This is a genomic window from Shewanella subflava (assembly GCF_025971955.1).
GTDB classification, from domain to species: Bacteria; Pseudomonadota; Gammaproteobacteria; order Enterobacterales; family Shewanellaceae; genus Shewanella; species Shewanella subflava.
The window spans coordinates 554,407-570,612 of sequence record NZ_JAPDMX010000028.1; the positions used below are offsets into that span (position 1 = coordinate 554,407).

The window sequence follows — 16,206 nt, forward strand, 5'->3', positions numbered from 1 at the left end:
TCAGGTCAATTATGCTCGTGTTTTTACTAAAAAGTGGTCACCGGGTAATAAGGTTGCGGGAATACTGGCGATTTGAGTTGTGAACTCACCTGGTGTAAATCCGATTTGGGTTAATTTTTGTGATAACTCTGAATTAAAACGGCTTATTTTATCTAATATATACTGGTTATTGCCTTTAAACTTAAGATCCAGTATTTGATCTTTTTTATGTGCCTGAATCAATATCGCACCTTCAGATAAGTTAAATTTTAGCTGTAAACGCCAGTTCGATTGCTTGTCATCACCATCGCTATCTTCTTTTTGAAAATGCCCTTCAAATTGCTCATTCCTTTGATTAAGGGAATAGGGCAGGGCGAAGTACCAATTTAATGCTTGTTCATTACCACCGCTGGCTTGTTGATATAATTGAAAACTGCTAGCTAATTGACTCATGCTGTCGAGCGTGCCAGCCTTTTCTAACAACCCAAGTAGGCTACCTATTCCGCTAGTATGCTTACCTGTCAAGCGCTGCAGCAGCTGTAAGTGGTTTTGCAGTTTATCGCTGATTTGTTTGCCAGAACCCTGAGCTTTTACCCCTAACATTAATTGAAATAAAATCGTAATGGCTCCGCCAGAAAAAAGTTGTGCTTGCGATGCAGTATGACTTTGAGCAAGGTTTAAACTCGTAATACTTTGCAATTCACCTAATAAATGCATTGGCTCTGTGAGGGTTGTCAAAGGTTGAGGGGCCAGTTGTGGTAGCAATTTAAGCAGTTCTAAGGCCAAATTTTGAGGCTGTTGAACATTTTTTTGGATCATCAGTGGCATCGCCCCTGCTTTTGATAAGGCTTTTTGTAGCACCTCGACTGGGGCTAAGGCCTCTTTATGCGTATTTGCCGCTGATAACTTTGGGTTTTCAGCTACTGCACCCGTAGAAATATTATCTACACCTTTAGTGAGATTTTTAACTGCATCAGTTGTCAAGACTGAACCTTTGAGAGACCCTGCTAATTCTTGGGCCATTTTTTGAGCGACTGACGTATCAAGTGTTTGTTTAGAAATGGTATTTGAGCCAGAACTTGATTTGATATCCGTATTCACCATTGCCGCTTGCTTTTGCTGGTTGTCTGCGGATGTTGTGAGGTTTTGCGCTTTTTTAGTCGCGGGCGAGTCAGTGGCTATCAATGATGCTTCAAGTTTTTTAAACAACAAATTGAGTATCTGAGCGGGTTCCGGTTTACTTATCACAATTGATTCTTGTTTAACATTAGCAAGCGCATCAGCCATTATTGTGGAAGGGGTTAAATTAACTTTAACTTCAGCTTGAACAGGGGTTAATGTTAATACTAGGCGCTGATCTACCTTAATAATATTGGCTAAATATTGTCCTTTAGTTAAGCTCACATTGTCCAGTTTGATTGTCGGCCCATCAACAAACGTCAACAGTTGCTGATTAATAATGGCATTCGGAAGCGGATAACCCTGCGGACGAGAGGCAAGTTGTGATAATTGAGAGGTGGAAACCCCATTTTGAGTAGCAAGTGCCATGAGTGACGCAGGTAACTTGATCTGAATGGCTTGAGCCAGCAATACTAATTGGCTTTGTATTAGTTGGTTTTGTTCTAATATTGGTTTGGTGGGTGAAACAGTTGGCAGTGAGGTTGGCAGGTCTGCTGCTAAAGATAACTTTTGTAAACTGATTGCTTTTATCGCATCCGCAGTAATCATTATTTTATTTGTTGTTTGCAATAATTTTTGTAATTCGGCGGTCAAGTTAAGCTGAAACTGCTGATTGGCGATAGTGACATTGATAGTTTGTGATGGCGTTGTTCCGGCTTGGGGCGTTATTAGCTGCACGGGTTGTAGATTATTTGTCGCGATTAATGATTTATCGCTAGCGGTTGTTACCGTTGTAGGTGATTGGGTAACAACGGGTTTTGTGGCCGCTGAAGACTTTTCAATATCGGGCGACTTTGCTGAAGAAGGTGACGCCGTAGAACCATTGACGTTATTTGAATTGGCAACAGACTTCATGTTTTCAAAAACTGGCTTACTGGACGATAAATTTTGGATTTGATTGGCTGAACCCGTAATCTTGTTAGTGAGTTCTTGATTGCCAGCGTCTTGGCTTGCTGGGGATGAGTGCAATGTAACGTTTGGCGCCTGCATGTGATGGCCTTTAATGTTCCTTATTTGTAAAATAATAAGGTGAGAATTAACCTATTATTACAATTTTGATTTTGCGATTTATCAAGGCTGCAGTATCCTTAGCGGCTTGAGAACTATTTAGAGTTAATAGTCAGTATTGACCAATGGGTCGCCAAGAATCAACATCGAGATCCACTATCTCAATATTTATCGACTTGAACAATCATTGCTTTAATAAAAATGACAAAAATAGCAGTTTGTTTATTCGCTTTAGCCGTTGTCTTTTTAAGAGAGTGTTATGACGAAGTATAAAAGGATGTTGCTTCCTTTGTTGTTGCTTAATTCAAGTTTAGCAGCCGCAAATGAGCCTGATAGTAAGCCACAGCAAACAGATGACGTGACCCCTTTAGTGACGGTTACCTATAATGATCCGCGCGATCCTTTTGAAGGGTTTAACCGCGCAATGTGGGATTTAAACTATCTGTATTTTGATAAGTATTTATTCAGACCTGTGGCACATGGCTACAATGATTATATTCCCCGACCAGTGAAAACTGGGCTTGATAATTTTGTCCGTAATTTTGAAGAGCCTAATTCGATGGTCAATAATGCCCTACAAGGCAAGTGGGGTTGGTCTGCTAATGCCGGTGGACGATTTACGATCAACAGTACCATCGGACTTTTAGGCATAATTGATGTCGCAGACATGATGGGCATGCCACGTAAAGATGATGACTTCAATGAAGTCCTCGGTTACTACGGTGTACCCAATGGTCCATATTTTATGGCACCCTTTTTAGGGCCTTATGTGACGCGAGAACTCGCGTCAGATTGGGTTGATAGTCTATACTTTCCTTTGTCTGAGTTTACTTTTTGGCAATCAGCACTGAAGTGGGGCTTAAAAGGGCTACAAACCCGCGCTGCAGCCATCGATCAGGAAAGATTATTAGATAATGCGCTTGACCCGTATACCTTTGTAAAAGAAGCTTTTCTTCAGCACATGGATTATAAAGTTTATGATGGTAATGTGCCTCAAAATCAACAAGATGATGAGCTTTTAGATGAGTATATGGATGAGCTAGAATAGCCAGAGACTGAAACTCTGGCAGGTTTTCATCTGTGGAGTTGTAGTATGGCGCTAACAGATATATCGGTTTTATTTGTTGAAGATGACCCCATTTTCAGCCAATTACTGACAGTCTTTTTACACAGTAAAGGTGCTGTCGTTAAACATGCTAGTAATGGCAGGCAAGGCTTAGATTTTTTCAGTGAGCTTAAATTTGATATTGTCATAGCCGATCTAAATATGCCTAAATTGGGTGGTTTACCCATGTTACGGCAAATGATGTCGATTAATGCAAATGTGCCTGCGATTGTTATTTCTGGCAACGATGTTATGTCTGATGTGGTTGAGGCACTGCGTATTGGTGCATGCGATTATCTTGTAAAGCCTGTAGCTGATTTATTTATTATTGAGGCTGCAATTGAGCAAGCGTTAAGCCAATCTGCACAGCATTCAGCAAAAGCGGCTTATGATCCAACGGATGTATTCGAGCGTCAGTTGGCAGAATTATCCTATCAAGAGTTAAACGACAATCTGTTAATGTTAGAACAAAGTGCTCATGCAGCTAAAAATGTTCAACAACAACTTTTTCCTTCATCCCATATTCAATATCCTCATGCATCGATTGATTATAGTTTATTCAAAAATAGTGACGTCAGTGCTTATTTTATTGATTCCACTATGGTGGGAGAGAAACATCTTATTATGTATATGGCGCATTTTCAGCCTGAGGATAATAGTGCAGCGTTTGGTTGTGTGTTACTGAGTAGTTTTATCAATCAGAAGCTAAAAAATTTCCGTAGTGGGTCAAGTAATGCACTTATTTGCCCCACAGAGATGTTGAACTATTTGAACGAGCGAATGGTGAGATCGGGGCTGCACATCATTACCGATATGATTTATATCAGTGTTGATTTATCTCATTACGAGGCAACCATTGCCCGAGCTGGAACAGGATTAAGATGTTATTTACGAAATGCTACAGGGTTATTACCTTTAGCATTACCAGATTGTCAACCCATCGGCTCGGTATTGTGGACTAAGCCTAGTGTACAGAAACGACAACTTGCCGCCGGGGAGCATCTTTGTATTGGGACTCACCATAAAGAACATCAACAACAGTTGCTTAAAAATCATTTTAAAGGGTTAATTTTTGATGAGAACACCCATGCGGGTGGTTTTATGCAGCTTGATTGTGGTTAGTGTGTTCCCAAAGGTTAAATCAAAAGGCTTAGCATTTGCTAAGCCTTTTTTGTGTTTGCTACAAATTAGCTAAATCTGTTGAATTCAGTTTATTGAGCTCATCGCTTAACCTGAGTTGAGGTTAACTAATTTTTTCGCAGCGTTGTTGATAATCTTTGATAAGGTGGGTCATGATGTCGTTCACTGACGCATCTTGACAACAATTATCTAAGTAGACCTTAAATGTCACTAAGCCGTGACCATCATTTTTTAAACGGCTGCTTCGCATAGCAAAATAAGCTTCTTCTTTATCGGCTTTACGAATAGTCATGCCGTCGATTTCAAATAGTTTGCTACCAGCATTGTTATGCCATTTGGTAATTCTGTCTAAGGCGATTTCGCAAGAATGGTTAACTTCGATGTGATTTTGCCAGCTAGCTTGTTTGTCATTTTCTTGATAGTGAGGGCAACGAACGGTGTAATTGTGAACATGAGTAATCGCTGTCATGGTGAGTCCTTTTTTTTATTAGTTGATTCATCATAGACCTTAAATTCCTAGGGGGTCAATCGATATTATCAGAACTGAGAGGTAGGTTCGCTTTTACTAATGTATCGACTAACCAATTGTTGGTAAACAAATTTTAATTAATATAAAGCCCGCGACAACGCGAGCTTTATTGTTATCACTCAACAGGTTTATATCTGTTATTAATCATGAATCTTCGTAAAACGTTATAATGCAGCTTGGTAAATTTGGCAAATTTCATCAAAGCTTGCTTGCTGTGGATTAGTAAAGCCACACGCATCTTTTAGCGCATTCTGTGCAAGAGTTGGAATATCTTCAGCTTTTACTCCCAATTCTGTCAGTGTTGCAGGAATATCTACAGATTCAGATAAATTCTTAATTGCTTCAATAGCAAGTTTGGCAGCTAACTCTGCTGATAACCCATTGGTATTCTCGCCCATTGCTTTAGCGACATCGGCTAAACGTTGAGGAACAATCTGGGCATTATAGTTTTGCACGTGCGGCAGTAAAATCGCATTACACACTCCATGTGGTAAGTCGTAGAAACCACCAAGTTGGTGAGCCATCGCATGCACATAACCTAAACTGGCATTATTAAATGCCATGCCAGCTAAAAACTGTGCATAGGCCATTTGTTCACGAGCATTAATGTTTTGACCATCTTTAACCGCATTCACCAAATTAGCTTTGATCAGTTCAATTGCTTTAATGGCGCACGCATCGGTGATTGGATTGGCAGCAATTGACACATAAGCCTCAACAGCGTGAGTCAAAGCATCCATACCCGTCGCTGCGGTGAGTGATGCCGGCTTATCAAGCATTAGTTCAGGGTCATTAACAGATAAAATAGGTGTGGTGTTCTTATCCACAATGGCCATTTTAATGTGGCGGGCTTCATCTGTGATGATACAAAAACGCGTCATTTCACTGGCGGTGCCCGCAGTGGTATTGATGGCGACTAAAGGTAACTGCGGCTTTGTTGAAACATCGACACCTTCATAGTCTTTGATTTTGCCTCCGTTTGTCGCCACTAATGCTATACCTTTAGCACAATCATGTGGCGAGCCACCACCTAATGAAACAATGAAATCGCATTTATTGCTATTCAATAGGGCTAAACCTGCTTCAACATTTCCCGTGGTAGGATTGGGTTGAACACCATCAAAAATAGACACTAGGATATTTTCTGTCTGCAGCTTATCAGCAACTTTAGCCACTAACCCCATTTTGACTAAAGGTTTGTCTGTGACGATAAGCGCATGTTTAAACCCAAAGCCTTTAATGTCTTTAACGGCTTCCTCGACGCTGTTTTGGCCTAAGATATTAACGCTAGGAATAAAAAATTTTGTCGCCATGGTTGTTACCTCTATGGATTATTTTCTCTGTAGTTAACATACCAATGTCATCGGTCTGCATTTGTGAGCAATATCAAAGAATAGCGCGGCTCATACTTAATAAGGAGTAGTTTTGTTACGGAATCGAAAGTTTTGTAAAAAATGAGATAGCACGAGTTGTTGTGTACAAAAGATAGAGGGGAACCTTTTATACACAACAATAGCAAGAAGCAATTAATGCAGGCGATTAATCTGGGCAGTTAGCCTCTGTAATACTGTTAATGACAATTTCCTCAACGGGAACGTTGGTGAAATTGATGCCATTTTTTTGCACTGTAGTGGTATTGACGGCATTCATAATGTCGACAACTTCCATGCCCTCAACCACTTTACCAAATACCGCATAGCCATCTTGGTTTGGGTAATTTAAATTGTCGTTATCATGGATATTAATAAAGAACTGACTGGTTGCTGAATCTGATATTTGCATACGCGCCATCGCGATAGTACCGCGATCATTTTTAAGACCCACGCTTGACTCATTTTTGATAGGATCAAAGGTTGTCTTAGCATTTAGCCCGAAGTAAAACCGCCACCCTGATTAACAAAGTTATTCGCAATACGGTGGAATAGGGTGCCATCATAGAATTTAGCATCCACATATCGACTAAAATTTGCCGAAGTAATCGGCATATGGGTGTTATCAATACCTAAGGTAAACTCCCCCATAGTGGTATCTACGACATAACAAATACTCACCGTTAACTCAGGTGCGGAAGGTAATATTAAAAATGGCTGGCTATGTTTTTGTTTCCCACATCCGTGCGAGGTTGATGCCAGAGAGCTACTAAGCCAAGATCATATGCTGGCGACTCAGCTAAATGCGCAGTAGATCGCTAATGCTATTCTTTAGGGTTTTCCTTGAAGCTAAAAACGTAATTGAAACTACAATTAGCATGCAAATTATTATACTGGTACACATTAATAATGGCTGTACAAGCGAGACTCCAAGCAGCCTCAAACTCTGACTATCTAATGTCAATAGAAGGCATATAGAAAAAGTTGACGCCAGCCCAGTTAAAATAAGGTTTAGTTTAATCATCTGCATGATCAAACTAATTTTCTGAGCACCGACTGCAAGTAAAATAGCCCATTTGACCTGCTGCACTTTTACTGTGAACTGAAAGCGGTAGTACAATGTAAAAATAACTAATAAAAAAATCATCAATGCCATAGCACTAGAAGTAATAAACAACAAACGCCCAGCTGGATCTGTGCTTACTATCTGTTGCGCTAAACTGCCTGAATCTTGGTAGCTTAATGCCGATGATTGTAAATCAGCCCAATCATTTAAATGAGAGTGGAATAGTTGATGGTTAGCATGCTTAGTATAAACAACTGGTGCTATTCGGTGGGCATATAATGGGTTTTGCTCGCTTAAATGCAAATAAAGCACAGGTTTTGGAGATTGATTTATTCCAAAATGGAGCTGGTCTTCAATTATTCCGGCAACCTTAAACTGTTTGGTATAATAAAAACCAGAAACTTCTATATCTATGCCTTTAACAGACCTATAGTCTGCTAAGCCTAATTCCTCTGCTAATTGATATGCCATAGTTTGATTAATCACTAAGCTGTTTGTAGTGAGTGTTGATAGCAAAATTGAATTAATCCCGAGCAGATCAAAAAAGTTGGAAGATACATAGAGACTATTAATAGGTTTTGCCAAAGTAGACTGGCCGATAACTTGGTAACTCAATCTTTGAGAGCCTAAATCAGTAAACATAGTTGAAGACAGTGCAACTTCACTACCCAATACCTGCCAATCACCATTAAACTGCTTGGCCGATAAAGACATAGATAATTGGTCTTTGACCACAGGTTTAAAACTGTAGACAGATTGAGAAATATTAATTTTTTGGTATTTTTTCCATTCGGTAAATGACAGAACTAGGCTTAAAATAATCACTGAGATAATAACAGTCAGCTGAATAAGTAAAATAAACCGGCTCATTAAAACCTGCTTTTTTTCCATTTGCCCCTGCCTTCCACGAGAGAAATGCGAAGACATGGCATCAATCATTGGCATTTGAGCGCACAGTAAAAATATACATGCAGATACAAACACTGCCACAACCCAGAGCCAGATATTAAAGGATAACCCGCCATCAAAATAGATTTTATAAAGGGGAATATTGGCAACATAATCCGTGAAGATGATACTGAGCACTGGACTCACAAGCGCCAGCACAGCAAGTGTTAGCAAGTTTTCCCGAACCAAGTGTAAAAAAATATCCCTTCGTTCACCACCTAAGGCAACTTTCAACTGGATTTCAGCACGTCTAACGATACTTTGTTGCATGTAAGCTGAAACTATACCGCTGCAGATTATAAAACCAAAACAGAGCAATAAGACGAGTAATACCCAAGATTGCTTTTGAATAAGCAGCCGCTCATTAGGCTTAATCTCAATGCCATCAATAATTAAAGGGTTAAAATGGCTATCAACAAATCCACCCTGTGGCCTTGGGGTTTGCGCTCTTAATAAGCGATATGGTTCTTGCAATTGCTCTGCTGAGTGAGCCCTGCTTAGTTGCGCAAAACCGTAATGACTCCCTTTTGTTTTGACATACAACTCAGGGTTTTCGGCAAACATTGTCGGGACATCCTGAAGCAGGTAACTATCAGGCACCCATATATCGATATCCCTGTCACCAAACTTTGCCATTGATGGCAAAGCAACCCCCGCAATGGGAAGCCGCTCGCCTTTATAATAGAGAGTGAGATCATCAATCCCTTTTGATGTTTTGTATTGATTGTAAAAGCGAGACGATAGAACAACTTGCTTTTCTTCCCAGATTTTCTGAGTAAAAGGTTTAGGTATTGCTAAAAGCTCAATCAAACTTCTAGAATAAAATCCAATATTTAAACCGGATATATCCTTTAACCCTACTGTCACAGCAGCGCTTTGAATACTGATGCTAGCAACATTTTTTATTGCAGGTAAACCTTGTAATATCTCGATATCATAAACAGAAATCGGCTGCACATTTCCATTATGATCTTGATTAACAATAGTAATCAGCGGATCTTTTTGCAGAACCCATTGTGGTCTGTCACTGCTAAGCATCCAGATTAAATTTGATGAAAAGCCAATTAAAGTGCAAAATAAGCAAAGACTTACAATCAAAACAAGCCACATGCCACGTTGGCCGCGCCACTTACGCCAACCATACAAAACATCAAACAACACGTTTAAATTCCTGATTATGCACAGCACAAAGGATGCCGTCGGACATCTTGTATGCTCTCTGGCAACATAGCGCGACACGTTCATCATGAGTAATGATTAACACAGTTCGCCCCTCCTTGTTGAGCTCACATAACAAGTCCATTATCTTTTGTGAATTTTCGGAATCTAAGTTACCTGTAGGCTCATCACACAGCAAAATATCTGGCTTACAAATTAATGCCCGTGCGATTGCAACCCTTTGCTGCTGGCCACCTGAGAGTTCATCGGGGAAAAAATCTTTTTTATCGGTTAAGTCAACTTTGCTTAAAACATCATGGATTAACTGACTATATTCAGAGGGTTTTACCTTCTTGTTAAACCGCAATGGTGCAGTGAGATTTTCAACTACCGTCATATCTGCGATCAAATTGAAATTCTGAAACACCCAGCCGATATGTTGGTTCCGTAGCTGACTAAGCTGAAATTCTGATAGCTCACGTGTATTTTGATTACACAGCTCATAACTCCCTTTATCAGCAAGTTCTAACAGGCCAAGGATGGATAGCAAGGTTGACTTACCACTACCTGATTGACCGACTATTGCCACCATCTCCCCACTATTAACTTTGAGATTTATATCCTTCAAAACGTGGTTGCTACCAGAACTATGGTTAAACGATTTATTCAGATTATTGAGTTGTATAACAGCATCAGTCATAAAGGTCGCCTATAGTAAATTGTTCTTTGTTAGCGAGGTGAGTAGGAACTTGCAATAGAAGCTGCTCCCCTTGTGCAATGCCTGATATCAATTGCGCTTTATCCCCATAAATATCACCCACTAAAACTTGCCTTTTCGCGAACAACTCAAGCTTTTCATTCAGAATAAACATTGAGTATTCTCTATGCCCTCTAATGACACCTACAGGGCGGTCTGCAATTAAAGTATTTTTATGTTCGGCCACTTCTATTGCAGCATTAACATCAATATTAGGGCGCACAGATGTCGGTAAATCCCCAGTAAAACTAATGTCTATTTCTACACTACCATTGGTAACTGAAGGCTCAACACGTGAGACAAAGCCCGGCATGTCAATTCCTTTAATGGACACTTTCGCTGCTAACTTAGGGCTAACAAATTCAGCATCATTCGCAGTAATACTTATCCTTGCATAATAGCTTGATAAATCAGCAATCATTCCTACAACCTGTCCTTCATCTAAATGACGACCAATTTCAAGATCATCAGCGAGCTCAGTTAACATGCCATCCATGCTTGCAGTTATGGATAACTGCTTTACTTCTAATGCGAACATCTCATATTGTTTTTGAGCTTTCTCTAAGCGATATAACGCCGATTGATTGATAGATTGCCTAGTCTGTTGCAGAGTGTTGTAGCGACTTGTTTCCATTTGTAAAATAGCATCTTCTTTTTCCCACTCAACTTTGGCTTTATGCAGATCTAACGCAGAGATAACATGACTCTCTTTGAGTGTTTCATTGGCAGTCAACTCCGCCTTAGACAAAGCTAAGCGAACTTTAGCTAATCGAATTGCCCCCAATTGGTCTTCCAGAATTTGGCGAGATTCAGCCATCACTTGCTGTAAGTGTGATTTCTCTTCAAGCAGCTCAAGCTCACTGGTTTCCATCGCGCGTAATAGTTTAGGGTTGTTCAACCTTAAAATTACATCCCCCTTATTAACAATATTGCCAGGCTTGAGCACAACTTCCACTATGTGGCCACTGCTTATGGCATTAACACCTCGCTGTACTTGAGGAACTAATTTGCCATAACCCGATACCATTACCGTCATCGAGGAATACTCAACTTTGGAAAATAAATGTTCGGACTTAGATGTGGACACAGAAAATGCTTGAGGTGTAAAAGCGGCAAAAATGACGATGAATAAAACAATAGCCACCAATAAAAACGGTAGTATTTTTAACTTTTTTGACTGAGTCATATCCTTAGGGATGTCAAACATTCTGCAAATTCCATTTACTGTCTCATAACACAAAGATAGCGAATGTGAGTTGGGAAATCACTATGTTTTTGTTTTTTTGGCTTTTTATTGACTTAAATTATTAAGCTTGTTAATTCTATTATCGCAGATAAGGATGTACTGCCTAAATAAAACGAATTATTTAACTAAAAAAGATTTGCAAATGTTAAAAAATTTATTTTTCATTTTTTGTATCAGCCATGTTAGTAACTTCTGCTGGAGCTTATGCGCACTGTGAGGACATTGGCAGTGGCGGTGGTGGAGGTACAATCTGCTGCTCTAGTTCAGATGACGTGTTGTCATGTGAAGAACAATAGGGTTAAGTGACAATTTGAGCACACACTTTTAGTGTGCTCTTTCATAAATGGATTTAATGTATGAATAAAAAACTGCTTATTTCGGCCGCTTTGGCTGCGCTCTGTTTGGCTAATGTTAATGCTAGCGACACATCATTACAGCCATTGGGTCAAAGTGGAAAAAACAGCTTTTATAAAACAACCTCCACTCAGACAAAACCATCTTTTCCGGCTATTTATGTTTATAGTGTTAAAACGCAACAATTTCTAAGCCAAGATAAAGCGAGAGCTTATCTCGGTACACTGGACTCACAAGAACTCTGGAAGGAAGCGATCACCAATTGGGTTAAAGATAGCGCTCAATTTAATACAACCAACGCCAAACTGTCTCAAGCTGTGCCTGCAATAAAGTTTGATAGAGACTATGTGATCTATTACGATAATTTACCTGAAACTATGCTTGAGAAATTTAAAGCGATGGAATCTAACTTAATAGAAAAAGACAAAATATTAAGATCTATACTCAGTTTACAGAGTAACTCACGTACTTATACGACCTATTAAAATCCCCACAGTGCAGTAGAGAGTAATCGAATGGCTGATGACTCGGCTGCACTTTTACTCACACTTTAATATAGATTTACCTTAACCTATAAAGCTCAAAAAATAGCTATTGATAAGCGTCCTAGATCTTCGCAATAAGCGAACCTTTTATACACAACAATTGCAAGAAGCAATTAATGCAGGCGATTAATCTGGGCAGTTAGCCTCTGTGATACTGTTAATGACAATTTCCTCAACGGGAACGTTGGTGAAATTGATGCCATTTTTTTGCACTGTAGTGGTATTGACGGCATTCATAATGTCGATAACTTCCATGCCCTCAACCACTTTACCAAATACCGCATAGCCACCTTGGCTTGGGTAGTTTAAATTGTCGTTATCATGGATATTAATAAAGAACTGGCTGGTTGCAGAATCTGATATTTGGGTGCGCGCCATCGCGATAGTGCCGCGATCATTTTTAAGGCCTACGCTTGACTCATTTTTAATGGGATCAAAGGTTGTCTTGGCATTTAGCCCTGAAGTAAAACCGCCACCCTGATTAACAAAGTTATTCGCAATACGGTGGAATAGGGTGCCATCATAGAATTTATCATCCACATATCGGCTAAAGTTCGCAGCTGTAATGGGCATATTGGTGTTATCAATACCTAAGGTAAACTCACCCATAGTGGTATCTACGACATAACAAATACTCACCGTTAACTCAGGTGCAGGTGCGGGAGGTGTTATAGGTGTTTCGGGCGATGAGTCAGAGCCACCGCAAGCGGTTAAACCGACAACAGCAGCGGCAATTAAATAGTGTTTCATACATTCCTTTATGAAATTGTTATAAGTTTGCGCGTATATTTGCTGTTTTGGCATATAGATTCAACAAAAAACACTTAACAGATACAAACTGTTACTTTGCCCCGTCAGAATGTCTGTTGCTTTTTAACGCATTTGAAGTTGATTTTTCTGAGTTTCTGGTTAATTCGGTATACAATACGCGATTGCTAATTCTTTTTAATGTGTAGAGTCTGTTATGTCATTTTTATCGCTAGGATTAAAGCCGGAAATTCAACAAGCACTTGCTGAGATTGGCTATGTGACCCCCACGCCAGTTCAGACGGCCGTGATCCCACTGATCCAAGCAGGTAAAGATGTATTGGCTAATGCCGAGACTGGCACAGGTAAAACAGCCGCTTTTGCATTGCCATTAATCGAAATGCTTTCGAATGTGGATGAACATCAGCTAGCCAATCCGGCCTTAACTGTGCTGATCATGACGCCGACTCGCGAGCTTGCGATTCAAATTGAACAAAATATTGTGCAATATTGCCAACATTTACCGCTAAAAAGTGCTGCAGTATATGGCGGAGCGAGTATTCGCCCACAACTTGCCGCAATTACCCAGGGCGTGAATATTTTAGTGGCAACACCAGGCAGATTGTTCGATTTGGTCGGCCAACATGATTTGCAGCTGGATACGGTAAAACATTTGGTTATCGATGAAGCAGACCGCATGCTTGATCTTGGCTTTGTTAAAGACATCGAAAAAGTGAAGCGTTTAATTAGTCGTCACCATCAAACTATGATGTTTTCAGCAACGTTTTCAGACGAGATTAAACTGTTAGCTGACAAGATGTTAATAGAGCCTGAATACGTCAATGTCGCAATGGCAACGACCGCAGTCACGGTATCGCAAATGGCTTACCAAGTAGATCAACGCCGCAAAGCGGAGTTGTTATCTGAGCTAATCGGTAAGCATAATTGGCAGCAGGTCATGGTGTTTACCAGTCGTAAAGAAACGGCGGATCATCTGCAGCGTGAGCTAGCCCTAGATGGCATTAAAAGTGCCGTGTTTCACGGCGATAAGTCACAAGGTGCACGTAATAAAGCGTTAGAAGAATTTAAAGCCGGTCAGCTCAGGGTATTAGTGGCGACCGACTTAGCCGCAAGGGGCTTAGATATTCAGGCACTGCCTCGAGTGATTAACTTTGAACTCCCAGAAGAGCCAGAAGATTATGTGCATCGTATTGGCCGCACCGGTCGAGCTGGATTATCAGGTGAAGCTATTTCACTGGTGAGCCCACAAGAGAAAGGCTTTCTTGAGGCAATTGAGGCTGTAATTAACCAGTCACTCACACTGCAAACGGTAAAAGGTTATGAAGAGGGGGCACCGTTACCGGCTCGATATCGTGATGTTGGCGCTGACAATAAAGCCAACAAAGCGGTTAAAAAGTTTAGCCGTTCGGGGGCAAAGTATAAGTCGGCAGATAAATCAAAACCGACTCGTCAAGGTAAGTACAGCAAAGCTAAAAAATAATGATCACTAAACCCATTAAAACCAATGTTATTACTGGATTTTTAGGCGTCGGTAAAACCAGCTTAATTAAGCAGTTACTTGCAAATAAGCCCAATGATGAAACCTGGGCTGTATTAGTGAATGAATTTGGTGAAATCGGCGTAGATGCCAGTTTAATCAATAAAACCAGTCACAATGATGTGTTTATTAAAGAGGTAGCTGGCGGCTGTTTGTGCTGCGCGGCGGGTGTGCCAACCCAAGTGGCCATAAACCAGATTATTCAACGTGCAAAGCCAGATAGAATATTAATCGAACCGACGGGTATTGGTCATCCTCAACAAATTATCAAGGTGCTTAAGGCTTCAAACTATCAACAGGTTATTGATTTAAAAGCGACGCTTTGTTTAGTTGACGCGCGAAAAGTGGCCGATCCACGTTATAATCAACATCCCATTTTTATTGAGCAGCTATGCATTGCTGATGTGATTATTGCTAATAAAAGTGAGTTGTATGAAACTAAAGACCAGCAAGCACTAGAAGATTTTTTACAACAACTTAAACTTAGCCCTGTGATTGTTGAGGCCAGAGCGCATTTTAGCTCGCAAGGCTTAATTCATTCACTGCTTGAACAACTCGATAAGCCGCAAAAAATGCGCATCAATGCTGATGTGCAATTAGCCAATAAATCTACTTTACCGAAACCAAGCTTATTAAGTGCTAAATCCGCTATGTGGGAGGCGGAAGATAAATCTTCAACTAAACCGCTAACCGCTAACGAAATACACTGTAAAACCAATCAAGGCGATGATTTTTACAGTGTGGGCTGGCTAACGGGAGTGGGCTACTGCTTTGAGTTTGAAAAACTGATGAGCTGGTTTGAATCTTTTAAAAAGCCCTGGGTATTGAGGGTTAAAGCGGTGATGATAACCGCTGATGGTATATTGGCAGTCAACATGGTTGATGGCCAATTAACCTTAGCGGAATTAGATGAAACCATGGACTCTCGAGTTGAAATTATCAGTTCAACCCAGTTAGATGCACAGCAATTGCAAACGCAATTGTTAGGTTGTTTAGTCGCATAATTTCAATTGGGTTAAATCCAGCGTTAAACCTTGTTTTTGGTGGGCTTCTGCAATTATCGCCTGATACAGCAAAACCCCTTAACGCTTTTGATGAATATCTGATAATCCCTTTGCAGATACTGCTTCGGGACGCTGTACACCATCCATGGCCGCTTAACGAAAACGTCCTGTTTTCGATACCCTCAGCCGTATCTACACCGGGAAATTTATCTCTTCGATTTGGCTTTATTTGAACCCCAAATTAACAGCTAAAGAGATACTTAGAATTTAATTAAATTGAATTTTGATGTTTTTTCTATTGGTTACAAATATGGTCAAATCGAAGAAGCAATAATCAAGGGTGCAGATGAGCCAGCGAGTATCCAAAACAAGGCGAAGTTTCATTGCGTGTAACGTTTCTGAGCGAGAGGCATGGATGCCGAACTGGCTTTTTAACGTAAGCGGTCAATTAACCGGTGAAGCTTATTCTGCTTTACCTAGATCAACATTCCACGGCAGTAAATCAGACAATTC

Annotated in this window: 14 protein-coding genes; 5 read left to right on the plus strand and 9 right to left on the minus strand. The window is 40.3% G+C overall.

Annotated elements, in window-relative coordinates:
* Window positions 1–9: 9 nt before the first annotated feature.
* Window positions 10–2,148: a hypothetical protein gene (locus OHT75_RS14205; protein ID WP_264727704.1), complete on the minus strand. Its 2,139-nt coding sequence runs from the start codon at window positions 2,146–2,148 to the stop codon at window positions 10–12.
* Window positions 2,149–2,425: 277 nt separating this feature from the next.
* Here OHT75_RS14205 and OHT75_RS14210 point away from each other — a divergent pair, with 277 nt between their 5' ends.
* Both OHT75_RS14210 and OHT75_RS14215 read left to right on the plus strand, forming a co-directional pair.
* On the plus strand, window positions 2,426–3,214 hold the full coding sequence (locus OHT75_RS14210) for an MlaA family lipoprotein (RefSeq protein WP_264727706.1): 789 nt from the start codon (window positions 2,426–2,428) through the stop codon (window positions 3,212–3,214).
* Between the two features lie 45 nt (window positions 3,215–3,259).
* The gene (locus OHT75_RS14215; protein WP_264727708.1) at window positions 3,260–4,393 is read left to right on the plus strand and encodes a response regulator; all 1,134 of its coding nucleotides are present in this window, start codon (window positions 3,260–3,262) and stop codon (window positions 4,391–4,393) included.
* 121 nt (window positions 4,394–4,514) lie between these two features.
* On the opposite strand, the gene OHT75_RS14220 is transcribed toward OHT75_RS14215, so the two are convergent.
* The 7 genes from OHT75_RS14220 to OHT75_RS14250 all read right to left on the minus strand — a co-directional run bounded on the left by OHT75_RS14220 (window position 4,515) and on the right by OHT75_RS14250 (window position 11,446).
* The gene (locus OHT75_RS14220; protein ID WP_264727710.1) at window positions 4,515–4,880 is read right to left on the minus strand and encodes a cytoplasmic protein; all 366 of its coding nucleotides are present in this window, start codon (window positions 4,878–4,880) and stop codon (window positions 4,515–4,517) included.
* Between the two features lie 224 nt (window positions 4,881–5,104).
* Window positions 5,105–6,253: an L-threonine dehydrogenase gene (gene yiaY, locus OHT75_RS14225; protein ID WP_264727711.1), complete on the minus strand. Its 1,149-nt coding sequence runs from the start codon at window positions 6,251–6,253 to the stop codon at window positions 5,105–5,107.
* Window positions 6,254–6,479: 226 nt separating this feature from the next.
* Complete coding sequence (locus tag OHT75_RS14230) at window positions 6,480–6,764, minus strand: peptidylprolyl isomerase (RefSeq protein ID WP_264727713.1); 285 nt, start codon at window positions 6,762–6,764, stop codon at window positions 6,480–6,482.
* Between the two features lie 41 nt (window positions 6,765–6,805).
* Window positions 6,806–6,991: a peptidylprolyl isomerase gene (locus tag OHT75_RS14235; RefSeq protein WP_264727715.1), complete on the minus strand. Its 186-nt coding sequence runs from the start codon at window positions 6,989–6,991 to the stop codon at window positions 6,806–6,808.
* 118 nt (window positions 6,992–7,109) lie between these two features.
* Window positions 7,110–9,485 carry an FtsX-like permease family protein gene (locus OHT75_RS14240; RefSeq protein WP_264727716.1) on the minus strand — a complete coding sequence of 792 codons (2,376 nt, stop codon included), beginning with the start codon at window positions 9,483–9,485 and terminating at the stop codon, window positions 7,110–7,112.
* Entirely contained in the window at window positions 9,475–10,182 is a 708-nt protein-coding gene (locus tag OHT75_RS14245; protein ID WP_264727718.1) for an ABC transporter ATP-binding protein, read from the minus strand. The genes OHT75_RS14240 and OHT75_RS14245 overlap by 11 nt, the downstream gene beginning before the upstream one ends.
* Complete coding sequence (locus OHT75_RS14250) at window positions 10,175–11,446, minus strand: efflux RND transporter periplasmic adaptor subunit (RefSeq protein WP_264727719.1); 1,272 nt, start codon at window positions 11,444–11,446, stop codon at window positions 10,175–10,177. The genes OHT75_RS14245 and OHT75_RS14250 overlap by 8 nt, the downstream gene beginning before the upstream one ends.
* Before the next feature lie 395 nt (window positions 11,447–11,841).
* Here OHT75_RS14250 and OHT75_RS14255 point away from each other — a divergent pair, with 395 nt between their 5' ends.
* Window positions 11,842–12,324 carry a hypothetical protein gene (locus OHT75_RS14255; protein ID WP_264727721.1) on the plus strand — a complete coding sequence of 161 codons (483 nt, stop codon included), beginning with the start codon at window positions 11,842–11,844 and terminating at the stop codon, window positions 12,322–12,324.
* Between the two features lie 186 nt (window positions 12,325–12,510).
* On the opposite strand, the gene OHT75_RS14260 is transcribed toward OHT75_RS14255, so the two are convergent.
* Entirely contained in the window at window positions 12,511–13,134 is a 624-nt protein-coding gene (locus tag OHT75_RS14260) for a peptidylprolyl isomerase (protein WP_264727723.1), read from the minus strand.
* A 214-nt stretch (window positions 13,135–13,348) separates the two neighbouring features.
* Here OHT75_RS14260 and OHT75_RS14265 point away from each other — a divergent pair, with 214 nt between their 5' ends.
* Together OHT75_RS14265 and OHT75_RS14270 are read left to right on the plus strand one after the other, a co-directional pair.
* Complete coding sequence (locus OHT75_RS14265) at window positions 13,349–14,632, plus strand: DEAD/DEAH box helicase (protein ID WP_264727725.1); 1,284 nt, start codon at window positions 13,349–13,351, stop codon at window positions 14,630–14,632.
* Window positions 14,632–15,693 (plus strand): CobW family GTP-binding protein, encoded by a 1,062-nt coding sequence (locus OHT75_RS14270; protein WP_264727727.1) that lies wholly within the window; start codon window positions 14,632–14,634, stop codon window positions 15,691–15,693. Before OHT75_RS14265 ends, OHT75_RS14270 begins: the two co-directional genes overlap by 1 nt.
* The last annotated feature ends 513 nt before the right edge of the window (window positions 15,694–16,206 follow it).